This window comes from Pseudoalteromonas sp. J2K-J031 (genome assembly GCF_058197095.2).
In genome coordinates this window covers 329607-355908 of sequence record NZ_CM200280.1, presented here as the reverse complement: position 1 = coordinate 355908, position 26302 = coordinate 329607, and the positions used below count along the sequence as shown (strand labels likewise).

20 protein-coding genes are annotated in these 26302 nt (G+C 40.1%); 5 read left to right on the top strand and 15 right to left on the bottom strand.

Going from position 1 to position 26302, the window contains the following annotated elements; genetic code table 11:
* Positions 1 to 210 precede the first annotated feature (210 nt).
* The 9 genes from AC3KZC_RS18780 to AC3KZC_RS18740 all read right to left on the bottom strand — a co-directional run bounded on the left by AC3KZC_RS18780 (position 211) and on the right by AC3KZC_RS18740 (position 10921).
* Positions 211 to 2478, bottom strand: coding sequence for a diguanylate cyclase domain-containing protein (locus AC3KZC_RS18780; RefSeq protein WP_490577613.1), 2268 nt, complete (start codon positions 2476 to 2478; stop codon positions 211 to 213).
* A 291-nt stretch (positions 2479 to 2769) separates the two neighbouring features.
* Positions 2770 to 3456, bottom strand: a complete 687-nt coding sequence (locus tag AC3KZC_RS18775; protein WP_490577614.1) for a VC0807 family protein — start codon at positions 3454 to 3456, stop codon at positions 2770 to 2772.
* Positions 3457 to 3681: 225 nt separating this feature from the next.
* Positions 3682 to 4095: a diacylglycerol kinase gene (locus AC3KZC_RS18770; protein WP_490577615.1), complete on the bottom strand. Its 414-nt coding sequence runs from the start codon at positions 4093 to 4095 to the stop codon at positions 3682 to 3684.
* Positions 4096 to 4119: 24 nt separating this feature from the next.
* Positions 4120 to 5817, bottom strand: a complete 1698-nt coding sequence (locus tag AC3KZC_RS18765) for a ShlB/FhaC/HecB family hemolysin secretion/activation protein (protein ID WP_490577616.1) — start codon at positions 5815 to 5817, stop codon at positions 4120 to 4122.
* Between the two features lies 1 nt (position 5818).
* Positions 5819 to 7495 carry a phosphoethanolamine transferase gene (locus tag AC3KZC_RS18760; protein WP_490577617.1) on the bottom strand — a complete coding sequence of 559 codons (1677 nt, stop codon included), beginning with the start codon at positions 7493 to 7495 and terminating at the stop codon, positions 5819 to 5821.
* Positions 7496 to 7647: 152 nt separating this feature from the next.
* Positions 7648 to 8931, bottom strand: coding sequence for an ATP-binding protein (locus AC3KZC_RS18755; protein WP_490577618.1), 1284 nt, complete (start codon positions 8929 to 8931; stop codon positions 7648 to 7650).
* Position 8932: 1 nt separating this feature from the next.
* A complete protein-coding gene (locus AC3KZC_RS18750; protein WP_490577691.1) occupies positions 8933 to 9631 on the bottom strand; it encodes a winged helix-turn-helix domain-containing protein in 699 nt (232 codons plus the stop codon).
* Between the two features lie 26 nt (positions 9632 to 9657).
* Complete coding sequence (locus tag AC3KZC_RS18745) at positions 9658 to 10092, bottom strand: DUF3019 domain-containing protein (protein ID WP_490577619.1); 435 nt, start codon at positions 10090 to 10092, stop codon at positions 9658 to 9660.
* The gene (locus AC3KZC_RS18740; protein ID WP_490577620.1) at positions 10082 to 10921 is read right to left on the bottom strand and encodes a MipA/OmpV family protein; all 840 of its coding nucleotides are present in this window, start codon (positions 10919 to 10921) and stop codon (positions 10082 to 10084) included. Before AC3KZC_RS18740 ends, AC3KZC_RS18745 begins: the two co-directional genes overlap by 11 nt.
* A gap of 405 nt (positions 10922 to 11326) precedes the next feature.
* Between AC3KZC_RS18740 and AC3KZC_RS18735 the strand changes: the two genes are divergently transcribed.
* From AC3KZC_RS18735 to AC3KZC_RS18720, 4 genes are all read left to right on the top strand, one after another.
* Positions 11327 to 13198: a hypothetical protein gene (locus AC3KZC_RS18735; protein ID WP_490577621.1), complete on the top strand. Its 1872-nt coding sequence runs from the start codon at positions 11327 to 11329 to the stop codon at positions 13196 to 13198.
* 87 nt (positions 13199 to 13285) lie between these two features.
* Positions 13286 to 14752, top strand: a complete 1467-nt coding sequence (locus AC3KZC_RS18730) for a basic secretory protein-like protein (protein ID WP_490577622.1) — start codon at positions 13286 to 13288, stop codon at positions 14750 to 14752.
* 244 nt (positions 14753 to 14996) lie between these two features.
* Positions 14997 to 17822 carry a TonB-dependent receptor domain-containing protein gene (locus AC3KZC_RS18725; protein WP_518525935.1) on the top strand — a complete coding sequence of 942 codons (2826 nt, stop codon included), beginning with the start codon at positions 14997 to 14999 and terminating at the stop codon, positions 17820 to 17822.
* A 65-nt stretch (positions 17823 to 17887) separates the two neighbouring features.
* Entirely contained in the window at positions 17888 to 19960 is a 2073-nt protein-coding gene (locus AC3KZC_RS18720) for a basic secretory protein-like protein (protein ID WP_490577624.1), read from the top strand.
* A 120-nt stretch (positions 19961 to 20080) separates the two neighbouring features.
* On the opposite strand, the gene AC3KZC_RS18715 is transcribed toward AC3KZC_RS18720, so the two are convergent.
* The 6 genes from AC3KZC_RS18715 to AC3KZC_RS18690 all read right to left on the bottom strand — a co-directional run bounded on the left by AC3KZC_RS18715 (position 20081) and on the right by AC3KZC_RS18690 (position 25621).
* Complete coding sequence (locus tag AC3KZC_RS18715) at positions 20081 to 20254, bottom strand: hypothetical protein (protein WP_490577625.1); 174 nt, start codon at positions 20252 to 20254, stop codon at positions 20081 to 20083.
* A gap of 232 nt (positions 20255 to 20486) precedes the next feature.
* The gene (gene hflX, locus AC3KZC_RS18710) at positions 20487 to 21851 is read right to left on the bottom strand and encodes a GTPase HflX (RefSeq protein WP_490577626.1); all 1365 of its coding nucleotides are present in this window, start codon (positions 21849 to 21851) and stop codon (positions 20487 to 20489) included.
* A 319-nt stretch (positions 21852 to 22170) separates the two neighbouring features.
* Complete coding sequence (locus AC3KZC_RS18705; protein WP_490577627.1) at positions 22171 to 22644, bottom strand: FKBP-type peptidyl-prolyl cis-trans isomerase; 474 nt, start codon at positions 22642 to 22644, stop codon at positions 22171 to 22173.
* 64 nt (positions 22645 to 22708) lie between these two features.
* Positions 22709 to 23797 (bottom strand): NADH:flavin oxidoreductase/NADH oxidase, encoded by a 1089-nt coding sequence (locus tag AC3KZC_RS18700; protein ID WP_490577628.1) that lies wholly within the window; start codon positions 23795 to 23797, stop codon positions 22709 to 22711.
* A 28-nt stretch (positions 23798 to 23825) separates the two neighbouring features.
* Positions 23826 to 25007 (bottom strand): glycerol-3-phosphate dehydrogenase/oxidase, encoded by a 1182-nt coding sequence (locus tag AC3KZC_RS18695; protein WP_490577629.1) that lies wholly within the window; start codon positions 25005 to 25007, stop codon positions 23826 to 23828.
* 161 nt (positions 25008 to 25168) lie between these two features.
* Positions 25169 to 25621, bottom strand: a complete 453-nt coding sequence (locus AC3KZC_RS18690; RefSeq protein WP_490577630.1) for a YaiI/YqxD family protein — start codon at positions 25619 to 25621, stop codon at positions 25169 to 25171.
* A gap of 401 nt (positions 25622 to 26022) precedes the next feature.
* On the opposite strand from AC3KZC_RS18690, the gene AC3KZC_RS18685 reads away from it, so the two are divergent.
* A complete protein-coding gene (locus AC3KZC_RS18685) occupies positions 26023 to 26232 on the top strand; it encodes a cold-shock protein (RefSeq protein WP_009836930.1) in 210 nt (69 codons plus the stop codon).
* Positions 26233 to 26302: the final 70 nt, after the last annotated feature.

Below are 26302 nucleotides of genomic sequence, written 5' to 3'. Positions count from 1 at the left end.
TATTACGATTGGTATAATCAAAATGGTCATAACCAGTTAAAACAGCAAGGTAAAATGGCTCAATGCGATCATTGAAATGCGTTTTTAACGTCGGTTTTGTGGGAGGGTTTTGTGGTTATGTCGATATTTTTTAAGAGGAATATGAGTTATTTAACTCTAATTGAACATGTTGGTAAAACGCCATCACTGAAGTGGCGTTAAACATAACCGTTATTTGTAAAAGGCAAAGCTATTTTTACCCTGATTTTTCACTTTATACATCGCTTCATCAGCATATTTTAATAATTGAGGTAGAGTGCGCGCATCGTCAGGATACATTGCGATGCCGATACTCACTTTAGGTTGGATTTCAATGCCTTTTATGGTCACTTTTTCGTTAATACTTGAAAGTAATTTTTCGCAAAGTAATCCGACCTGATTTTGTGACTCAATACTGACAAAGGCCATCACAAATTCATCACCACCGATCCGCGCGACACAGTCACTTTGTCTTGAATGATTACTGAGTTGCTTTGCAATATGCACGAGCAATTGATCGCCTACATCATGTCCAAAGCTATCGTTGACTGCTTTAAAACTATCTAAATCAATGAACAATAGCGCTATCATTAAGTTATTTCTAAGAGCAATGCTGCTGCAGTGCTCTAATTGCTCAAACAGAGCGGGCCGATTTAATAAGCCAGTTAAAGGATCATGATTAGCTAAAAACCGCATTTTTTCTTGTTCTTTTACTTTTTGGCTAATATCTGAAAAGCTAATAACACAATTAGTATCACCAGCCATTTTTATTAAGCTAATGTTTATCCAAAATGTACATGGCTGACCAAAACGATTAACAATATTGAGTTCTCCAGACCAGCTAAGGTGCGAATTTAAATATTCTTCTAGTGTTTCTTGGGAGTGATTAATCGTAATCGTTTGTTTAAAAATGCTATTTTTTAATGAATTGTCATTGTTGAGTGTAAAATTAAAAGTGTTTTCAAATACCTTATTGACTTGAAGCAATTGATAATCTTGATTGCTAATGCACATCGCTTCTTTAGTAAAGGCGAAAACTGCTTGAAATAACTTTTGTTGTTTTTCGATTTTTTTCTGATCAGCAATATCATGCATACTGCCAACAAACATGCGTCGGCCAGCCAAAAATGTTTCAGAAACTGAAAGCGAGATGTCGATTAGCTCTCCCGTTTTACTTTGGGCTTGTAATTCACGTTTTGTACCTATGATGTGCTTAATACCGGTAGTTATATAATTGGATAAATACTCATCATGTTTATCTGAATGCAGCTTAGGCATTAAACACGACACATTTTTACCGATAACCTCGATTGCATTGTAGCCTAGCAGCTTTTCTGCCGAGCGATTAAACGTGCTGATAATTCCTTTTTCATCGATAGAGACTATCGCATCATTCACATGATTAATGATGGTCGTTAACTTGTACTCGCTCCACGTTAATGCTTCGGTTCGCTCATTCACTTTAACTTCTAGTTTTGCTTGGTTTTCTAATAAAGATTTGGTGAGTCGATTAAAGCTCGCAGCTAATTCTCCTATTTCATCATGGGAATTTTCTTGTGCTAAAACGATGAAATCACCTGCATGTATTTGCCGTGTAACATTGGTCAATGCGATGATAGGACTCACAATTTTTTTTGTTAAGGTGAATGAGATCGCTATGCCTAAAAACATGATAATGAGCCCTAGTAGCGCAATTTTTAACTCGATCACTTGAAGCGGGCTAAACGCTTCTACTTGTTCAATATGCGCCATAATGCAGCCAGAGCCAATTTCGGGTATGAATTGATAACCGTGGATCACATCCACATTTCGATAATCAAGATCAATCACTTGTTGGCTTTGCCCCATAAGACAATCTCGCATTGGCTTGGCCATAATCGACCCTTTTGCTCCTTGTTGGGAATGGTATCGGGGTGGGGTTATAAACAAACCATCGCCATCGGCAAGAAACACCTCGCCACTTTGGCCCAGTTCGGCAGGAGGCGTAAAAATTGAGTTGAGATTGTCGGCTTGAAATGTCAAGAAAAGCGTTAATTTATGGGTCTTTGCATTTAAGGCATATAATCTTGTTGGAAAATCCCCCTTTTTTGACATGAGTGCGAGTTGTTTTTTATTAGAAAAGTCTTCTATTTTCTTGATGAGCGATTGGCCATATTTAAATATTTCATCACCATTGGCATCAAATAAAATTATTCCAATCGCTTGCTCTATCGTGAAATATTGTTCAGTTTTGCTTTTTAAACACTGTTTATTGAATGTTTGATCAATTTCACAGGCAAATAACAGGCTGTCACTAAATAACTGGAGTCGCTGCTGTTTTGAGATGAGTTTATTAATCAAGGTATCATGCTTGGCTTTGGCAATTAATCCAACGGTTCTCATTTTTTCGGTACGCAGATTTTGAAAGACATTAAAGTAGGCAAATCCGCCTAAAGCAAAGGTGGGCAGAAGAATAAACACAAGTAAAGTTACAATAATTTTCCGCTCTAGCATTATTTCGTACGCACTATTAAAAAAATACTTTTAGTATAGGTTTGTTTTGCCTGATTTTTAAAAAAACAATAATGATTGTAAACAATATACTTTAAGCGTGCGCAAGCTATGCCATTACTCAATCACACAGTATTTTAGTTAGCATTGGGCTTGAGAGAGTAATGCACTATAGAACTGAAAGGCGTTTAACAAAAAAGCGAGTTTGGTTAAGGACATCAAACTCGCTTTTTTGTTGTTTGTGGGAAGTGTTAAAGGGGGCTAATCATTTTCTAACAATTGCTCCATGCTCAAACCCGTTAAGCGGGTAAGGGTGCGCCAAATATAAAATAAAATACCAATCATCATAAACCAAGCTGGAATAGCAATCATCGGGTAACTTAGTAACGTAAGCTCACCGAGTTGTTCGTTAAATGCTTCACTGCCCGTTGGGGCCGTGACTAACCAAGTTGCGAGCACAAAATTCATCACAGATGAAAAGACAAAGGTTAATGATAAAAAGAAGTTAGCTTGTCGAATACGGTTATTAAACTCTTGCGTAGTACCGGTTTCTACTAAGCGTTGATTAATAAGTGCAGTATTCATTACGCCTGTTTCGAGCAAAAACTTACGTACCAGTGGGCTTTTACCAAAACCTGATGCAAATATAATCAAGCCAAATACTGCAGGTACCAGGGCTTCTTTAATGGCAAGCCATTTCGTATCAAGCTCAAATAAACCGATACCACCGGTAAGCAGTACACTGACTAAACCCAGCGCAGCGATAAAATTCACTGTTTTACTTTTAGCTAAATCGTACGCACCCCAACCTAATGGGAATGCCAAGGCGATGAGTAGCGCATATAACGGACCGAGTTGCTCAGGTGAACTAAGCTTCATTAAAATGACAGAAGGTGCGACGACACTGAAGATAATATCGAGCAATAGGTTGTTTTTCTTAGCTGGCATAGTGACCCTTTAAGTGAGTTAACGTGCAGATTGTGCATGATTTTACGATGGAGTAAAAGGTTACATAAGATAATTAAATTGGGCTGTAATTAAGTATGCTAGGCGATACTGCAGTGCATGCGCCTAGGCTGGTGTTTTGTGTATGTAAACCATCGCGGTTATGGGCGGTTAGGTTTTATGCAAAAGTGATTATCTAATTGCATTCTAGGTTAGGGGTAGCTCGGTTTAGTTTAGAAATGACGTAAAAAGTTGTTGGTAAGTAGCCAGACCCCATACTAAAGCTGTAAGACTTAATGCAATAAACACAGCTGCGGAGCCCATGTCTTTTGCTCGACCTATGAGGGTGTGATGCTCAAGCGTAATGGCATCGGCTAATGCTTCGATCGCAGAATTGATAATTTCAGCAAATAAAATAAGCAATAAACAGCCAATCAGCATAACAAGATGATGGGTTGATGTGGCTAAGATAAAGGCAAATGGCAATAAAACCATCACCAAAATGAGCTCTTGTCTAAATGCAGATTCGTATTGCCATGCTGCTTTAAAACCTTTTAACGAACAATAAGTGGCTTTAAAAATGCGGTTTAGACCAGCCCCATTGGGTTTGTTGACTTGATTAACATCTTTGATTTTATTCATTTTATCTCCTTACTTTATATTTATTTAAAGACTATGTTTTACTTGTACGGCCCATTGCCAACTATCGACATTGACCCCTGTTGTTAAGGGTTTTATGAGGTCCATATGCACCACGTTGCCTTCGCTTGAATGTGATGAGAATAGCCTCAGACCAAGGCCAATACTTTTTAAGCTTGAATCTGTTAGGTTCTCGGTATTAGTTTGCCCCAATGCTTTACCATGATCGACAAACGCTGCCCAAGCAATATTCACAAGCTGATACAGCTCCCAATGGGGGTTATAACGCAGCTCTGCGCTGGCTGACCAAAGCTGTTCTGCGTGCTGGAATTGATTTGAATAGCCCCTAACTCCTGTATCGCCACCTAGGGTTAATGGGTTGTCAAGATAGTGATTTTTTTCACTTATCCAGTTTGTTTTTAAATAGCCAGCCCACTGTGGTGTGAGGTATTGATATAGCTCAAATTCAGCTGCGTATTTATGGTGGTCTGGTTGTTTTTTTTGCCAGTGGATTGTGTTGCTGGCTGAAAAAATCATTAGCGTATCGTGCCACTGCATCCCTTTAGTTAGGTTGTTTTCAAAGTGATAACCCGCGTTATTATCATCGTCTGTGGTATTAAGATCTTTGCCTATTTTGCTGATAAATTGCCAACCTAAGTTAATATCTTCTCGATGATTGATAAAACGGATATTTGAGAAGGTTTTGTAATCTGCTTGGCTAAACTCGACCCCAACCCAAGGAAAAGTAAAAGATCTATCCGTGGGCAGAGTCGATAATACGTCGCTTGTTAAATGAGTAAACTGATGTTGTTCTTTGGTGAGGCCAAAGTGAGCTCGAATGACGCCATCACTCGTATGTGACATTAAGTGGCCATAAGCCAACTCGGTTTGCTCAGTTTGATGAGAGAATTGCCATGCAAGTTGACCATTTTGATAAATACTATCAAGGCGCTTGTCGGTGAATGTTGACACCAAAAACTGCTGCTTTGACGATGGTTGATAAAACGGCTGGTGATAAGATAAATAGGTTTTTCGGCCATCGTCATTATCAGTGAACTCAAGTGCAAGAGTGGCTAGTTTGGCAATGTTTAAAGGAATGCGAAAATCCACTTGATAGCCTGACCGTAAATGGTCTTTTTTATATTGGATCCCGGCGTGAATACCCAAGCCTAAAAAGTTATCTTCTTTAAATCCTACGGCAAATTTATTATTGCCAGCACGACGACCAAAACTAACACTTGGGATCAATGACCAAGTGTCCCAAGTTTCTACTTTGAGCTGCTTTTTATTACTGCCATTACACGCATCGATGAGGCTTATCTGACTTTTACGCAAAAAAGAATGGTCATTGAGGATCCGTTCAGCTTGCGTAAGTTCCATAGTTGATATTTCGTCATGCACTGTAAAGGGCAGTAAATCTTTAATAACCTGTTCTTGAGTATTGATATGTAACCAATTGGCTACGCTATGAAGGTAGAGACTGTCAGCCTTGTTTTCGTCAAATACTGGGTGGCTAATCAGTTGCATGGATTCGATTGTAAATAGCGCTTGGTTTTCAGTGCCTTGATTACATTCAAGTTCATCACTCGCAGCATTAAAACAGCTTAAACATACAAAAATCAAAGCAGTTTTATATCGACTAAAGCGAATAGCTTGCATGTCATGCATGCGTGTTTCGATGTGAGTGCGTGTAATAAGTTGTTGATGTGTCGTTGTATTGTTCATGTTAATGGCCCACATCGGTCTTAAAATAAAAAAGAGTACTGCTGATGTCTTTGGGCATATCAAGATCTGTACTTACTTCAAACAACGACAGCAAGGTGCTTGACAAAGCATCGTGGGAATAAGGATGACGTTGGTGGGCTTTTGTTTTTTCTGCGTCGATATAGGGCGCAGATAACCAAGCAACCATGGGAATATGAGTTTGTGCCTTTGGAGCAAACGAGTAAGGCATACCGTGTAAATAAAGGCCATTTTCGCCAAGCGATTCTCCGTGATCACTGACATAGAGCATAACCGTATTGTATTGCGCTGAATTTGCCTTAAGTAGCCCAATAACCTCTGCCAAAAAGTGGTCGGTGTATCTGATTGCATTATCATAGGCGTTGATAATCTCGTTCTGGCTGCAATCTGACAGCTCTGCTGATTGGCAAGCTGGGGTGAAAAATTCAAACGATGTCGGATAGCGTTTGTAATAGGCTGGTCCGTGGTTGCCCATTTGGTGTAATACAATGAGCGTATCTTGGTTTTGCTGATTGATGTACTGCTGTAAACCAACCAGCATACCTAAGTCGCGACACTCGACATCACACTCAGTATTGACGTCTGAGCTGCGATAACTTTGGTAAGTTAGTCTATCTGCGACCCCTTTTGAACTTGAGTTATTATCACGCCAAATAACGCTTACTCCGCTAGTGGCTAATACATCAAGCACATTTTGGGTGGTTTTAGCGCTGTTAATATCAAAATCCTCTCGGCCACTAAATGAAAACATGCAAGGGACCGATACCGCGGTGGAGGTACCACATGAACTTACGTTGCTAAAATTAATAAGATCTGGCTGCTGTGATAAATTGGGAGTGGTATCACGTTGATAGCCATTTAAGGCGAGATGATCGGCTCGTACTGTTTCGCCAACTACCAAAATCATTAATTTAGGCTGTTTGGTGGTACTGTTTTTTTCAATGTACTGGGTGAGCGTGACAAACTCTTTTTTATGTGCGCTTGAGAGGGTATTTGCCGCATAACTAAAAGCAGAATAAATCGGAAACAGCGGATTAGTATAATAGCGAAGTTCTTTGTGCAGTCGAAAAAAGCTACTGTATTGTGCGCTAAATGGCGCAATTAATAGCGGAATGATGATAATAATGGCCAAAATACCAAGAGCTTGCTGACGTAAACACTGTAATCGCGAGATGCTTTGTAACTGAAATTGGCAAAGTATTGCCGAGGGTAGGATAGCAAGCAAAAGTACTTTTGCGCCTAAACTGAGGGTGATGATATCTTTGGCTTCAGCAATATCGGTTTCGGCAATATTTTGCAGCATGGTTTTATCGATCAGTACGCCAAAAGCAACGGCATAATAATCGACTAACGCACTGATCAGTAAAAGCGTTATAACGACGGCTTTTGCAGGTAAAATAAAATGCAGTAATAGCATGAGTAAAAACGTGAGCGCCATCATCAGTAAGCTCAGTGAAGTGATAAAGCTGATGTGATCCTGCCAAGGATAAACCGCAGTGAGCTTTGCAAAAAATACGCTATTGGCTAGCAACACAATAAAAAAAGAAGTGATTAAAAAGAGGACTAAAGGTGGAATAACCAGCCTATTTTTGAGCTTGGTAAGAGCTGTCTCTAATTTGTATTTTTTTGATTGTAAATAATAAACCTCTATTTTTTCCATGGTCTGTTACCTAAGTTGTTTTATAGGAACAGCTTAATGGGACGAGAAAATTAAAGACGTAGTAAGATGTTGGAATAGTTCAAAGAATGTAGCTTCACTACATCAGAATGTTTTATTTTGTAGCAGTATGTAGCAACCACTTAACTTTGTGCTTAGCGAGGAAACAACACGTTAAATTGGGCGCCGCCTAATTCATCAGACTGGCCAATGCTGACCTGTGCCCCGTGCCAAAGTGCCACTCTTTGTACAATGGCAAGTCCCATTCCATATCCTTTATACTCAGGCTGATTATCACCTCGATGAAAGGGTTTAAATAGTTGTTCTCGTTTGTCTGGCGCAATACCAGGGCCATCGTCACAAACACATAGAAGTACACCTTTGTTAATATGCTGGGTCGTGATCTTTATGTGTTTTACAGCGTATTGTTGCGCATTGCAGAGCAAATTATTAACTAGCATAGTGAGATAATTTTCATCTCCTTTAATGGTTAAATTCCCATTGGTTAATTGAGTGATGTCGATAGCGACAGGTGACTGTTTATTTAGCCTCAAATGCAATACCGCTGATTGAATTAAAGTGTTTAAGTTCAATGGTAAACGTTGCACTTTGATCATCTTTTGTTCAAGGCGGGCATAATTGAGTAATACACCCACTAAGGTTTCCATTTCAGCAATATCTTGACTTAAATGACGAATATATTTTTCTTTATTGTGTAGGTTATGTGTTTCGCTCAGCGCTTCAATCCCAAAGCGAAGTCTTGCTAAAGGGGTGCGTAAATCATGAGATACGGCATTACATAACAGCTTGTTATCTTCTAGTAATCCTTCTATTTTATCAGCCATATTGTTAAATTCATTTTCAATATCAATAATATAAGATGTATTAGTGATTTGAATTCGTTTAGCAAAATCGCCCTCTCCAAACGCTTTAGCTGAATGGCGCAGTAGCTGTAATCGTTTGATCAAAGGGTAAATCCATATTATTACGCAGAGTAAAATACCCACATAAAATACAGCGGTTAAAATCATTTGCAGTGCTAATGTATCTTGAGGATTTGTGTGTCGCCCAATGCTCAATGATAATACCCGTTGTTGTGATGGCAGTAGTTGATTGACCGTGATAAAAGTTTCTGATTCAAGCACTAAAGGTAAGCCTTGGCTAAAAGTGTTTTGTAGACTTGCTGGTAAGGGAAATTCAGCCAAGGGAATTAGGCTCAATTGATGTTGATTTAGGGTTTGCCATGTTGTAACAAATTGATCAACGTGATCGAGTTTATCTAGGGTATTAGCTAATGGGGTAATAAGTTGCCTGTAGGCGCTAAATTCATCAGCATCTTCTTTTTTTTGATATTCATTAAATACGCTATCTATTCCCCATCCTAAAAAAATAATGGCGGTCAGCATAGCAATAACTAACGTAAGAGTGAGCTTTTTCATATTAAGACCAAGCGTCAGCGGCAAGTAAATAGCCCTTGCCCCAGACTGTTTTTATGCGATAAGGATGATTGGCGTCATCGCCTAATTTTTTGCGTAATCGAGAAATAAAAATATCGATGCTGCGATCAAACCCATCATATTCACTACCGCGCAGCTGATTAAAAAGCACTGTTCGGCTCACAACTTGTCCTGCTGATTGAGCTAAATACCATAAAAGGTCAAATTCATTTGATGAAATGGTGATAGCTTGACCGTGTAACTTGACAGCGCGGGAATGTGCATCAATAGAGAGTGAGCCAAGCTCAATAAGACCTTCATTTAAATTAGTTTCAGCTTCCAGTTGATGGTGGGTGTTTGAGCGGCGCAATAAGGCTTTTATTCTTGATAATAAAACGCGCGGTTTTACCGGCTTGGTGACGTAATCATCAGCCCCTAATTCAAGCCCTAATATTTCGTCCATTTCGTCATCACGGGCAGTCATCATCAAAATGGGGCCTTGATAAAACGCGCGTGCTTCTTTGCAAACATCAAAACCATCTTTGACTGGTAGCATAATATCGAGCACGACTAACTCTGGTCGATCCGTTTTAATGAGCTCAACAGCCACATCACCCCGATTGACTAAGGTCACTAAATAGCCATGTTCGGTGAGATAATCACCAAACCATTCGGCCAAAGACATATCGTCTTCAACCAGCATAATATGTTGCTTGGGGATAGCTTCAATCAAAATAGTTTCCAACTAGATTTTGGGCGTTTAGAGGATTTATATACCCATGAGACGGTGACGGTTGATGAGACGAGATTGGTTGGCTCTCCATCTTTACGTAATGCATAAGTTAATGATTTTTCTGAATTAAAGTCGGTGCTATACTCACCTCTTGTTGCATGTTGCCAGCATTTTAAAGGCTGTGAGGTCGACAACTCAATTAAGCAATAGTTTGCGACTTCTGCTTGTTGCCATTTAAATGTTATATCCTGAAAACAGGTTTGACCTTGGCGCAGCGCAACACATCGGTTTGGGGTGACATGCAAATCACTTGCTTTTTCAGCCATGTTGGCTTGAGTATGCATGCTCACAAGTGGCAGCAGGCATAATAAAACCAGCTTTAAATGAGCAGGGGTGAGCTGTTGTACTGTTTGATTACAATTAAAAGACATAACTAACGCTACAATCAATCACAGTATAAAAGTTTCTAGCCTTACTAAATAATGGACTTTTAGTATTGCCTAAATTTGACCCTGCAAATGCTTCAGCCCGAAACACCCAATGTTGTGATATCGGGTAAGTCATGCCCACTGAAGCATCTAAGTTTAAAGAGGATTGACCTAGATATGGACTCAATCCAGAGTCAGTTGCTTCTTGTTCTGTTACACCGTAGTAATAATTGTTGTGTTTGGCATCCCGAAATGACAATCCGATTAAGCCGTGAAAATTGACGTTTCGCACTTGCCAGTTTTGGCCTATTAGTGCGCTTGCAATGGTGCCATCATTTTTTCTAGAAACGTCGTGTTTTAACATCAACTGCACAATGTATTCACTGACATAGCCAGTTAATCTGCCACCTAACATGGAATTATTATCTCTGTCGTTGATGCCTTCAACATTGATATCGTTTTCATCTCTTCTTAGACCAGAGCCTGGTCCGGTAAAAATGACATCAAATGACCACTCGTGTTGATTATAAACGGTATAACCTAGCAAGACAGGGTCGGAGGCTTTGTTGGCGATATCAAAGAAAAAATTATGCCAATTGTAACTACCAGTAATGGTAATGTTAGTTTCGTACTCCTTGCCATCTTTATCATTAAACAATGAGCCCACATAGGCTGTTGTGCCGACACCTAATTCAAAAAAGTTTTCAGGTGTACTATTTTCATCGGTATTTGAAATTAACGAACGAGCTAAATCAGCCGCATAGGCACTTGATGCAAAATACGTAACCACTAGCACTGTCAAGATGAGCTTTTTAACAAGTGAATCAATCACTTAAACTTCCTTATTGATTAAACACCGAAGCAGTATAGTTTTTAGCAACAAATAAAGACGTAATAATATGTAGCGTGTGTAACAAAGTGTAGCTTGGCAGCATGAATACTATGTTGTAGCGTTTTTAGGAATGTGATGTTAATCGAGATCTCTCTATCAATCAATCAATGTAGTTTGGGTTGCACTTCATTAAAGTCCGCTCTTGTGTTTATCGCTTAACGCGCTTGGTGCAGATGTCCTAGCTATTTAAAAACTATGAATTTATTGTTTTCATTGTAGGAACGTACTGTTATTTTATTGTTCAAACTCAAAAGTGAGCCAGTGATTAGCGAACTAAAACGAGTCGCTAGATGATTGATTACTCGATTGCTTTGATCGCAATCGCATAATTTTAAAGGATTAAAAATGAACAACCTTATGAAACTAAGTTTGCCTTTTTTTGTACTCAGCCTTTTTGGATGTGGTGGTGGGGGTGCGACTAAGCCTGATATTCCAGCACCCCTTAAAAACTTTACTCTTAATATTGAGCTTACTGGCGCCACCGAAGCGGTCAATCTGAATTGGCTCGGCAGTGGTCATAAGATTACCGCTAATACCTCTTTATCCGCAAAAGCGCTGAAGTATTCAGAGCCAACAGGGTTAAGTTTTCCACTGCATCATCACTGCCAAACCCTGCATACTAAACAAAACGACCTCAATTATTTACTGAAAGTTAGTTGTGACGTTGAAACCCAGTGGCAATTGACCATGAAAAGTGAAAACGTCAGTTCACCGATGAAGTTTGAATGGTTTGGTCAAGAATATACATTACAAAACACGTTAGATTTATCTCATTGGGCGTTAGCGTATCAAGCACCGAATAATTTTAATTTTGCAGATAATCAAGGATGTGAGCTGTTATCAAGCAATAATGGGGTGCATTATACAGTCAATGTGAGTTGTCAAAGTAACGAGGCAGTTTTGTTAGTGCCAAAGTCATTACCTTATACTGTTACCGTTTCAGTCAATGGGCTGGTGGCACACTATCAAGAAATGGGGCGTTTTAGCTTTAATGACACGCTTTCATTATCGAGTTTTAACATTGGACACGTATTTGGTCCAGCCGAATGTACCATATCAAAGACTGACAACACGCAACAATTTACCTTATCGTGTAAAGAGTTCGAGCTGATCGATGAACAAGGTTCAGTGGCTCTCGTTTATCAAGATAATACAACTCGTTTGGTCGTAAATGGTGAAGGGAAAGTGCCACTTTCACCTGTGGTCGAGCATCAAGGGCAATTGCGTTATTTAAGTCAACACGGTATTGAATTACTTAATACTGATAACGGTGTGGTAACGGATTCTCAACTTGAACTTGGGCAAGCTTTAGCATTTGATTACCAGCCTGGTCTGTATTCAAATCCGCAAGCTTTATTAGCACAAGGATTATACGAATTTGAAGCCAATCAGTGGTCCTTAAAACAAGCTTTATCTGATAATGCATTGCCATTTTTACATCGCTCAGGGCCCGTTTTATCGTTTGTAACTCAAAACAGTGAGCAGCGTTTTCGTGTTGCTAAAAGACTCAATGGCAAGGCTTCGAGGTCGTTTATTTTAACTGATGAAGCGTCAAAATCGACAGGGTTAGGAGAGATTTTCAGTGATGATGTCGGTATTCTGACATTTTGGGATAACCAAGGTCGTTTAGGCTATCAAATGGCGCTGCACACAAATACGCCACTCGTTGATTATATCGATGGGGTTAAATCGGTCAGTGTGTGGCAAAAAGCGCCAAATGAACATCGCTTGGTTCGTGTGCACAATGGGCATTTTGAGAGCTTCGAGTCTTATGACATCAGAAAGTTTGCATGGATTGATAAAGGTGCGACCGAGGCGCGTAATCTTGTGGGTATAAAGGATTTGGTATGGCTTGGAGACTTTCAAGAAAACCAGTTATTTACCGTAGAAAATCTGCTCAATAAAGATCAAACGTTGTTAGCTTCGTTGCAGGCTAAAAGTGGCAAAGATACACAGTTTAACGCTCGATTTAATTTTGCATCGTCACCTTCAATAGAAGCGTTATTACCGAGTGAAAGTGAATTAGGGTGGGTTTTGTTATGGCAAGCCAATGAACCAAACAGTGAACTCGGCACTGTTTGGCTAAGCGATGGTATTGAATTGAAAAAGGTAAAAAGTAACTTAACACAACGCCAATTTTTAACTTATCAGCTTGCTTATACGGCAGATACGATGATGGTTGTCACTGCTGAAGGTGAGCGTTGGATTTTTAATTAAAGCTGTGTTGGTTTTAATTTAGCTTGTTGAATTTGTATCGTTCCAATATATTGTTGCTTTATTTACAGGTAACTAACAGAGTGAGTTATGAAAAACAAACAGTATATTGGGCTACTTTTTGTAGCGCTAACGGGGTGCAGTTCGTTATCAGAGCAGGCGTTATCTTCACCGGTACGTGTTGATATCACTGCTGATGAGGCGTTTATTCAATCGGTGTCGAGTCAATATCCAGATGAAATTGCAGGAGAAGGCCTCGCGCAGCTTTTTGATGATTCATTAAAAAGTAAATACTTATCGACTAAGCCAAATACATGGATCCAAGTACATAGCCCTGATGGATTTATGCTAAAAGAATATCGCTTTACATCTGCGCAAGATGCACCAATGCGTGATCCTGCTAATTGGCGAGTACTTGGGTCGGTGAATGAAACGACGTGGCATGAAATTGATACCGTATCTGATTTTTCGTTTTCAAGCCGAGGTCAAACAGCAGCATTTGTGGTTGATAATCAAAAAGTATTTAATTTTTATCGATTCGAGTTAAGTCAAAAAGGCACTACACAATGGGGTGATAATTATTTACAACTGGCAGATTTAGCTTTGTTTGTACCGACACTTGCACCTGTCGTTGATTTCACTGCTGCAAAAAATCGTGTCGCGCCGAATGAAACCGTGTTTTTGAAAAGCACCACACAAAACAAAGTTGACGAATATGTTTGGTCAGCCAATGGTGTGGCATTACAGACCAATGGCGACAGTGCAACCGTTACCTTTACGGCACCGGGTAGTTATGATGTCAGTCTCAGTGCAACAAACCAATATGGTCGTGATGAACAAACGCAGCATCGGCTCATCAAGGTACTTGACGCTGCACAACCTTGGCAGGGATTTGAAACACCTAAAGTTGTACTTAATTTTGTAGATCATGAATCTCAAGGGTATCAACGTTTGGTGACGCTTTTTCCGGACTTGACCCGAACAATTGACGAAGTGACTCGCGAATTAGTAAAAAAACTCTATAAAAACTATGCGCAAGTGCCTGATTTTAAGCAGGTTGAATTCAAGTTGGAATGGATGGATACCCTCGCATACCGTGCGGGAGATGACACGAACATGATCATTTCATTTAGCTCAAAATACATTGCGACTAAGTTACAATCCCAACCAGATGAGGTGGTTAAGTATGAGTTATTAGGCGTGTTGTGGCACGAATTAACGCATGGCTATCAGTTGTTTCCAGCCAATACGAGTTATGCAGAACAAGAAACGCATGCGTTTATTGAGGGGATGGCCGATTTAATTCGAATTGATGCGGGTTATCATCAAACGCGCTCAGCCAAAAAATCAGAAAGTTGGTTAGGTGGGTACACTAATACTGGTTTTTTCTTAAAGTGGTTAAGTGATAATAAAATCAATGATTTTGCATATCGTTTTAATCAAACAGCAAACACAGTGGCACCTTGGAGCTTTAAGAAGGCAATTGAATCGTTAAGTGATGAGCCCTTAGAGCAATTATGGCAACAGTATCAAGCGAGTTTAACGGTTATACCTTAAGGTAAAAAACACATATTGTTTCATAAACGTAAATAAATTGAACAATAATGGTTTGACAGCAATTATAAATTAAGTAAGTATTGGAACGTTCCACTGATTTTGATTTTAGTTAATTAAAATCAGTCATAAAATACGTCAATAAAATAGAGTAATAAGTGATTTATTGTATTTTTTGGCATGTTTAATAATAGATAATTGGAACGTTCCATTTGTTGGGCACTTTAATCTGGTGGGGGAAATGAAAATGATACAAAAGAAATATACGCTGTCTAACGTGTTTTTAGCGTTAATGGGGGTGATGGTTACACCGAGTTTTGCAGCAGACGAACCAGTAAAAACCTTGGTTGCGCAAGAAAATATAGAACGCATTATTAAAACGGGTTCACGTATAAAACGCACTGAATTAGAGGGTGTGGTGAATGTTGTTTCGATTAGCTCTGATGACATGATCAAAAATGGGTTTTCGTCTGTTTATGATGCGCTGGCAAATGTAACTGCAGCTAATGGCGCAGTACTTGGCGAAATTGATACTGGCTCCTACACCCCTGGTGCAAAAGAGCTTAATTTACGAGGATTAGGCCCGGAATATACTCTGATTTTAGTCAATGGAAAACGCTTGGCTTATTACCCAATGCCATTTGGTGGACAAACTAACTTTGTTAATTTGGATATGATCCCCACAGCGATGGTTGAGCGCATTGATATTCAAACCGGTGGTGCATCAGCAATTTATGGCTCAGAGGCGATGGGTGGTGTGGTCAATATCATCACTAAAAAAGGGATTGATGGCCATTATGTTGATGCAGAGGCAGGTATTGATACTTATGGATCAAATCGCCGCAAGAGTATCAGTTTAGTTGGCGGGCTTAATCAAAAAGAATGGACTTTCGATTACGCGCTTGAATATAAAGATAATGGCGGTTTGTTTTCTGGAGACAGGCCTTTTCATGATAGTGTGTGGGATAACCCATCACCTACGGCAACCCGGGAGCTAAATCGCTCTATTACAGTGTATTCCCTTGATACGCCAACCATTAATAACTATGCCGATCAATATTGTAATACAGCTGAAAATCCTCACTCTAAAGCAATTGCGCATTATATTAAACGTAATAACTATGGCATGAGCTGTGGTTGGGATGAAACGTCAGAAAACCACTTAATCAATAAAAATCAATCACTCAGTGCCTACTTAAATACCGAATATCATGTGAGCAATGACCTCACCTTGTTTGCGAATGGTTTTTATATTACTCAAGAGAAAAAGGGTAGCCGTGGCGCATTATTTTTTAATGACAAAGAGTTTTGGGATCCAGATTTACCCAATAAATCAGGTGGGTTAGGTGCCAGCGTTAAGTATATGTGGCGCAAAATTATAGATAGTGAATATACCAATGATGGCTATGGCCGCACGTTTGATGATCAATCGTATTCTCTTAATTTTGGCGTAATTGGTAAGGTAGGTGATTTTGATTACTCGGTTGGGTATGCCCGTTCGCAATATGATTTTGCCGATCAATACATCCACAATACGGTGAGCGGTTTAAATGCTGTTCTTGGCCCACAATTTGGTGAATACAATGGGTTACCGGTACATCGGCCAAATTATGCGTTGTGGTTTGGTGGATTAAATCAAGAGCAAACCTTTCAAATTGCAGATTGGGCTACCTATGAAGGTAGCTCATTTAACAATACGTTTACTGCTGATATTACAGGTGATTTGTATGAGCTCCCCGCAGGCCCGATTGCATTTTCAGCCTACATAGAGTTAATGAATGAAGGGACAAAAGCCATTCCTGATGCGCGTATTTTAAACAAACAATTTGCGGGTTTAACAGGAGTAACAACCGAGGGTGAGCGTGACCGATATGCCGCAGCCATAGAAATGATGCTCCCCGTTTTTGACACCTTAGATGTCGAAACAGCAATTCGTTATGATTATTACGACGATGATTCAAATGTCGGCGGCGCATTCTCATCTCAAATAGGGTTTAGTTATCGTCCTGTTGAGCAAGTTGTATTTCGCAGTGCCATTGGTTCAACCTTTCGAGGCCCAGATCTAGCGGCTGTTTATAAAGGCTTTAGTGGAAACTTTGGTGCAGGTAACGACCGTACGATTGCTGATGTATGTAAAAAAGTGGCAAAGGGCGAACCTGTGGCTGGGTTTGATGAGTCCGCGTTACACGTTAGCTGTGCTAATGCCGATTTAACCAGCAATCCAAGCCAACCAGGTTTATTGGTTAATTTTGAAAGTGTTTCGCAAGGCGATAAAACATTAAAAGAAGAAACAGGAAGCACCTTTACAGCAGGGTTAGTTTATGAATTTAATGACTATTTATCGTTTAACATCGATTATTACGACATCACAATCGAAGATAAAATCCAAGTTTTAAGCGCAGGCTACATTATGGCGGTTGATTATGATTGTCAAACAGGTGTTTTTGATAGCGGATCTGAGCGCTGTAAAAATATGGCCTCACGGATCAAACGTTATGATGCAAATGGTCAAGGGGTTGATCGATTAGGTAATGCAATTTCGGGCGATCCTTATACCCCTCATACAATTACTGAAGGATACATCAATGCGGCACAGCGCCAAGATGCTGGGGTAGATTTAGGCTTTAAAGGTGCCGCAGATACGGAATATGGCACGTTAAAGTATCAATTTAACTTAACTCGAACGCTTAAGAAAAAAGAGCGTTTACGCTCAGGCGATGAATTGCTCGATTTACTCGATGACCAAAATAATATGGATTTTCGCACCATGGCGAATGCCAATTTAACATGGGAGCGAGATGGCACAGCAGTGTCTTTGATGGCGAACTACAAAGGCGCGCTTTGGAATAATGCCAATTATGGGGAGCGCGTAACACTTCCCGCATGGACTCGATTTAACCTAACACTTGGGCAGCAACTCAATGATGATGCTCGTGTGATTTTTACAGTGACCAACTTATTAAATGCAATGCCACCGCAAGATGAAACGTTTGGCAGTTACCCGTTTTATCGCATGGGCGCATACGACACCTTAGGTCGGCAATTTGCGCTGCGTTTGACGTATGCATTTTAACCAAACAAACACTGACTTAAACGAAGTGGATGGTATGGACAAATTAAATAAGTGGGGTAACTAAAATGAAAAATTATAAATTATCAGTTGTAGCGTTATGTGTAATGGGGATGATGGCAGGCTGTAATGACGGCTCGGGCTTTGTATCAAATGCGGTTGAGCAAGTGTCAAAAACGACAGAGGTCACTTTAGCTGTACGCAATATGGTGAATGATGCGGGCAGTGAAATTAGTGCGATTGATGCCGATTCACCCTCGGGTGAGCAAGTGGGTAACTTAATTGATGGCAACCACGAGAGTAAGTTTTTAACTTTTGCTAAAACGGCCACTGTGGTGTTTAAAGCAAGCCAAGCTTATCAATTGGTATCGTACAATCTGGTGTCAGCGAATGATGAACCAAATCGCGATCCTAAAAACTGGGTCGTAAAAGCATCAACTAATGGTCAAGATTGGATTGAAGTTGACAGTCAAGCCAATCAAACCTTCGCTAAACGAGCTGAGCTTAAACAGTATGAAATTGAAGGTGATTTGAGTGAATACCAATACTACCAATTTGAACTGACTCATGGCGGCACTGATACGTATGGGAATGACATCCTGCAATTTGCCGAATTAGCATTATTTGTTAAAGCGCAAGCGCCCATTGTGTCGTACACAACAAGCGTTGCAAAGCCACAGGTTGATGAAATTGTAATATTTACCGACAGATCATTAGCGGGTGCAACAAGCTGGCATTGGCAATTTGAAGATGGAGTACCTGCGACCAGTACAGATAAAAGCCCGTTGGTACGCTTTAATTCAGTGGGTCCAAAAACAGTGACACTCACCGCCAGTAATGATAAAGGCAGCAGTACCTTAGTTGATAAACATGCGATCCGTGTCTGGGAACCAAGTCAACCGTGGTTGGGTTTTCCTAAACCTTCGGTGAGTTTTACTAAGTTGTTGCCTGATCATCCAGGCCAAGTAGCACTTGAGCGTGTTATGCCCGATTTAATTGAGGTGATCCACCAAATTTCATTAGGTGTGGCGCAAGTACTCTATAGCAATGTCACCGAAATCAATGTATTTGAGACTGTGAATTTTGAAACCGGTGAATACGATTTTCCGGCAGCAAAAGGCGGTACTGATCAAAATATGGTGCTGTATTTTGATTTAAACCATTTAGCCAATCTTGAAAGTCAAGGTGATGAAGCGCTGCGCAACGAAATTATGGGTGTGCTTTGGCATGAATTAACTCATGGTTACAACAATACGCCCGCTAAAGGGCAGTATCAGCCTGGCAACGAACTGCACAGTTATCTAGAAGGCTTAGCCAATTATGTGCGTATTCAAGCGGGATATTTAGAGCAGCACCGAGCTGGGATCCGTTGGATTGATAGCTGGAATGAAGATGCGTACAACCAAACAGCCTTTTTTTTAGAGTGGGTGGTTAAAAGTAATCGTAATACTGATTTTATTCGATTATTTAACCGCTCTGCACGGACAATAAAAGACTGGAGTTTTGATGCGGCGTTTAAATCTATTTTTGGTGCTCATCGAGGTATTGACGCGATTTTTGCAGAATATCAGCAACATTTAAAAGAAGATTTAGGGATTACTCCGCCTTACCCAACACCCGTTGACGGGTATCGTAATTTTGCGCAAGATGCCGCTATCACGGTCACTGCAAACGCAACCGATGTGGCTATTTGGGGGGAAGGTGTTGATAAGCTTATTGATAATAATATCAAAAATAAATACAACGCTATTATTGAAGCGCCATGGTGGGTTGAGCAATATGCCCCATCATTATTGCCTATCAAAGAAGTAAGCTCGGTTGATATTGATTTTACTTCGACTAAACCACAGGTGTTACAACGTTTTAGTGTAACGACTGGAAATGATAATCCACAGCGCGATCCTACAAGTTTTGCGGTAATGGGTTCGTTTGACGGCAACAACTGGGTAACATTAGCGAATGAGCAATACCCAGAAAATCCTCAAAGGCTCACCACCTATCAATTTGTCGTGCAAGGTAATACAACTGCGTACCCAATGTATCGTTTTAGTTTTAAAAATGAGCAGCAAAGTGAGGCGGTCGGTGGCACCGAAGGGCGTTTAGTGCAACTGGGTGAAATTGCGCTTTTAACCGAGCAGTAATTAATCACCTCAACATAAAAAGAGGCGTTATTTTAAAACACCTCCGTTCAATGAATGGAGGTGTTTTAGTGTGTGATGTGGAAATCAATTTAAAGGTAAAATCATTTATCTTTAAAATAGTTATTCGTCTTTTGTTTCTATGGTCACTTCAATGGTTTTAGCACTTTGAGCAAACCATTTTTGTAAATAAATAGTGCCAGCGACAGGGGCTTGTCCAGGTTCAGGTAATTCTTGATAGCGTACACTGTTTTTTGTTTCTTTTTCAAATTCAAAGGTGATGGTTTTTTTGGTCATAGGAATTTAGCCAGTTATAAAAGTAACAAAAGGATGCCATATCTAGGTGTGTTTCAAAATAGCGAGATGGTTTTTTATAACGGTAAGCTGTTATCGAGCATGGAGAAAATCGGTATAAATGGCTCATTTGAATTAAACAATCAGCTTAACCAAGCAAGATTAAGCTGATAGAGCAAGTCAATATTAAGTTCAATGTGCTATGAACATGGTGCTGTTGGCCTTTTTTAGCGACCTATTTTTGTAGTTTCTTTTGCATTAATTTATGTAAACGTTCAAGAGCAACCTGACTGGCGCGTACGGTAATGGTAATGCCATCAGCACCGTATTCTTCGGCTAATACTTTCATATTGCTTCGAATTTCGCCGACGATGCCATTGGCGGTGTACGGTACTAAAATTTGCTCATCCTGCATGTCTTTTTCGGAGATGGTGACGATTTTTTGATGCAGTGCACTGATATGTAGTGGGTTATGAGTCGACATCATGATGCTATCAGGATATTGCTCAAGTAACTCGGTTTGCTGCTGCTCGGTTAAGTTATCGGATTTATTAAGAATAAGTATTTTAGGTGTTTCATCGACGCCCACTTCCTGCATAACCTCATTAACAACCGCCAATTGTGAGCGAAAGCTCGGATCGGAGGCATCTACCACATACAGTAATAATGAGGCATCGTGCGCTTCTTCAAGGGTAGAATGAAACGATGCAACTAAATCATGTGGCAGCTTTTTGATAAACCCAACGGTATCTGAAATTAAAATACGTGGTTGAGTTTCGGGTTGTAATGCGCGCACTGTGGTATCGAGTGTGGCAAATAATTTGTTTTCTACTAAAACGTCACTGCCTGTTAAGGCGCGCATCATGGACGACTTTCCTGCATTGGTATAACCAACGAGTGCGACACAAAAATGATCCGAACGTTTTTCACGACGCCCTTGCATTTGACCTTGCACGCTGATGAGTTCACGGCGCAGTTCAGCAAGTTGGTCGCGCACGCGGCGACGGTCTAGTTCAAGTGCACTTTCACCTGCGCCTTTGCCCATTTGGCGCTCTTTTGTGCCAATATGTGATTCGCGTAGGCGCGGGGTGAGGTATTTTAATCGTGCGATTTCAACTTGTAAGCGTGCGGTACGAGTGCGCGCATGTCGGCTAAAAATCTCAATGATAATACCAGTGCGATCAAAGACTTCAACGCCTAACTGAGTTTCAACATTACGCAGTTGCGAAGGGCTTAAATCACAGTCAAAAACGACGACATCGGCCGTTTTTACTGGCAGTGCGCTGTGTGCGAGTTCCTCGAGAGTTTCATCATCCACATCCGATGTAAAAGAATCATTGTTTGGTTCGTCGTCATCGAGTTCAGCGGCTTGACTGGCAGTTAATTTTGCCAGTTCTGATAATTTGCCACTGCCCAGCACCGTAATGCGTTTGGTTGACGCTTGGCGTTGTGATTGGGTGCCTATTACTTCAAAGCCAAGTGTGGTAACAAGGCGAGCCAGTTCGGCGAGCGATTCTTCGGCTTCATGCTCTTTTTGTTGAGGAGTGCGAATGGAAATGAGCAGTGCGCGATGCTGCAAAGTATTTTGACTAAAGGACATAATAGCAAACCTCATAGGTGCAAATGATAGCTAGATCGTAAGCTTTTTATTGGTGCTTGCCTATGAAATTAAATGATTTTATATCATATTTTTGCATTGACATTTTGCAATGTTAAAAACCTACAGACACCCTACTGGTGGTTAGGTTGTCATAATAAAGTTAAGTATATAGGTTATTGAAATTTAATAGAAATATGTGAGGTTAAATTTTTACTATTGCGCTTAGTATTAATCTAACCCTATCTCGTAAAAAAGGGATAATTAAACGTGAAACTGCAAAGAATGTTACGCTGATTTTCCTTGCAGCTATATAACTAAATTATTCGATAGCGATTAACTCAACGTCAAATATAAGTAAAGATGCCGCTGGGATTTTACCCACACTGCGTGTGCCATAAGCAATGTGATGTGGAATAAAAAAGCGCATTTTATCGCCTTCTTTCATTAACTGTAATCCTTCAGTCCAACCGGGGATCACTTGATTAAGACCAAAACTAATCGGCTCGCCGCGATTAACTGAGCTGTCAAATACGGTACCATCAATTAGTGTGCCGTGATAATGCACTTTAACTTTGCTGGTTGCTAAAGGGTGCACCGTGCCAGTGCCTTCGGTTAACAGTAAATATTGTAATCCTGAAGGGGTTTCCATCACGTTATCGACTAGACGGTTGGCGGCTAAAAAGGTTTGCTCGGCCGCAATGTTGTCGGCGGCTTGGGCTTTGGTTGCTTGTGCGTTTCTATAGAGGAAAACACATGTTACGGCGATGAGGAGAAATAAAATAATATTAGTCATATTCGATTTTTGCATAAATTAAGTTAGCTCTAGTTTAAGGGAATTGATTAAAAACGTCATGTGGCTATTGCAGCTTTATTTCATTGGGTACACAGCGTAAATATTGGTTTTGGATAGTAATTTTAGCCCCTAGCTGATTTGCTGCATGCCAAGGCCAGCGTGGCTGATAAATAATGGCGCGGGCAAGAGCGATGGCATCAGCTTGTTGGGCAGTGAGAATATCTTCAGCATGCTGTGGCTCAGTGATAAGGCCAACCGCAATGACCGGAATAGATACTTTAGCTTTAATGGCTTGTGCAAAAGGCACTTGAAAGCCGGGGGCTGCTGGAATGCGCTGCTCTGGGCTTAAACCACCCGTTGATACATGGATAAAATCACAGCCCAATTGCGCTAATTTTACCGCAAGCTGCTCGGTTTGAATTAAATCCCATCCGCCATCTACCCAATCAGTGGCTGAAACTCGAACTCCCAAAGTGAATTTTTCACCTACCGCGCTTCGAATTGCTGTGAATATTTCAAGTAGTAATCGGCAACGATTAACAAAACTACCACCGTATTCATCGGTTCGAGTATTGGACAGCGGCGATAAAAATTGATGGATTAAATAGCCATGGGCAGCATGAAGTTCAATGCCGTTTAATCCAAGAGTTTGGGAGCGTTTGGCTGCCAGTACAAATTGGTCGATTAGTTGTGTTATTTGCTTGAGTGTTAATTGTGTTGGTGTTTGAAAATCTTCGCTATATGCGAGCACCGAACACGATTCAACTTGCCAGCCGTGGATGTCATCAGCAGCTCTTGCGCCTTGTTGTTGCCAAGGTGTATGGGCGGAAGCTTTTCGACCTGCATGAGCAAGTTGAATTAAAACAGGCATATCACTGTGGGCACGGGCAATGCTCAGCGATTGGGCTAGAGCTTGCTGGCAATCGTCATCCCAAAGCCCTAAATCTAAATGACTAATACGACCTTGCGGACACACAGCGGTGGCTTCTAAAATCAGTGCTCCAGCGCCAGAATGTAATAGCTGGCTCCAATGAGCGGTATGCCAGTGTGTTGCTTGGCCATTTTGTGCACTGTATTGGCACATTGGGGCGATAATAATTCGGTTACTTAGCTGGCAAGCACCTAATTTAAGTGAAGAAAACAATAAACTCATGATGTAACCTTGGGTTATTCAAATAAGTTTATTGTAATGGGAGGTCGTCTACATCTGCAATAGGCTGACTTGGGCCGAGTTGTTCCATTAACCAATCGAGCGCATTTTGCGCTGTACTTCGAAAAGTGGTGAGTTTTCCACCATAGACATTGAGTAGGTTTGGATGACCTTCTGGGCTGTGAAATAAGGTGTCGCGAGGTTTAGCAAATGCTTTACCTGTTTGTTTTGGTAATACTCGAACGCCACAAAATGTATCGCTAATTTTTGATTTTAGCTGTTCTAAATTGCCATGAGACGGAAAGTAATGCGTATAAATACCCAGTAAATAATCTTGCTCTTGTATGGTTGGTACGGGTTTTTGTTCGAGTGTTGTAATTTCAAGTTCTGTGGTGCCAAGTAAGGTTTTTCCATACCAGGGAATGACAAATATGACTCGATTATCAAAACAAGATTCGAGATAAATAATGCCATTTTGTGCTGGAATATCAAGTACTAAATGGGTGCCTTGCACCCATTCAATTTCTTCACTAAGGGCTTTTGGTGACACTTTAGCCATCACATGATTTACCCAAGGCCCTGCAGCATTTATCACCATTTTGGCTTGTATGGTATTAGGTTGATTATCCTTAAGGTAATGGACAAGATAGCCTTGATGGTTTTTCTCTATTTTATTGCAAGGTGCACGAGAAGTAATAGCGGCCCCTAATTGTGATGCACTTCGTGCAACGGCTTGGGTCAGTAATGCATCGTCTGTTTGTGCATCCCAATATTGAAAAACGGTTTGTAAACCTCCTTGGTTTAACCCCTTAATTTTATTAATTTGACTTGCATCTAGGGTTTTAAACCGCCCTAAAGGGTCAAAACCACTTAAACAGGCATAAAGTGATAATCCAATTCGAATTTGCCAGCTTGGCCTTTGGCTTGTTTTATAAATCGGAATATAAAAAGGAATTGGTTTGACTAAGTTTGGTGCAAGCGTAAGCAACATTCTTCGTTCATGTAATGCTTTGTGAACTAGATGAAATTGACCCGTTTCTAAATAACGTAGTCCACCATGAATAAGTTTACTTGAATTGGCCGATGTTTGTTGACCGATGACACCTTGTTCTAAAAGTTGTACACGATAACCTTGAGCGCTGGCAAATTGCGCAATACCGACGCCGGTTATGCCGCCACCAATAATTACAACATCAACCGCAGACTTGTTCATAACGACTCCATCAATAATCACCAAATCAACATAGCATAAAAATAAACAGTTAACTCAGTAGCTTAAAAAAATTATATTTAGTTATGCTGTGAACTTGAATACTGAGTAGCTAGGCAATATTCGTTATTAATCTCAAATTTAGCAACGTAATTGTCGCCTCATTACTTTATTTGAGCTTGATGTAAAATTTTATCTAAATGATTGGCAAAGTTTTGTCTATCAGCTTGGTTAAGCGCTGAAGGGCCGCCAGTGTGGATACCACTACTCCTTAATGTATCCATAAAATCACGTACGTTAAGACGAGACTTGATATTTTCTTTAGTAAACAACTCACCACGGTGACTTAATGCTTGACCACCTTTGGTAATAATTTCATCCGCTAAAGGAATATCACTGGTGATTACTAAATCATTGGGATTACAGCGTTTTACTATTTCATTATCAGCTACATCGAACCCAGCGCTTACTTGTAATGTTTTTATATAAAGTGAAGGCGGAACTTTTAATGGTTGGTTGGCGACAAATAAAGTGACGATTTTTGTGCGTTCAGCGGCGCGATATAAAATTTCTTTAATTACGATAGGACATGCATCAGCATCAACCCAAATATTCATTTTTTCTCTTTATTTAATAACTTTAATTCAGTGCCCTTATGATCAGACCAGAGTGATTATTTGTAAAGAGTCGTGGTTTTAAAACAGGTTAAGATATTTATAATTTGAGTAAATACTCAGATTTCAAATGTCTTAAAAAGAAAAATAATCAAGTTAATCAGTAGCAAACGAATAGATAAAAACAATTAAAATAGGTTGGATATAATTTAGGATACTCTTTGACTGTTCTAAAAACTTATATATAATGATCTTGTCTGAAAGTAAGTCTAGTATTTATGCACACCATTTTGATGTTTTATTTACAGTACCAATGTCCTGTTTTTAAAAAAGTAATGGCAGCACTTCCAGCCGAATCGTCTCATTTTGAGACTTTATTATTTTTGATTTAATAGGATAAGATTATGTCTACAACTACTACTGGTACAGTTAAATGGTTCAACGAGTCTAAAGGCTTTGGTTTCATTGAGCAAGAAAACGGTCCAGACGTTTTCGCACACTTCCGTGCAATCACTGGTACTGGTTTCAAAACACTTGTTGAAGGCCAAAAAGTACAGTTCAAAGTAACTCAAGGTCAAAAAGGTCCTCAAGCTGAGGAAATCGTAGTACTTTAATTAGTACTCGACTAAACCTATTTGGTTTAGACCTTCAAGCCGCCTAGCGCTTGAACTAAAAAGGCGATAC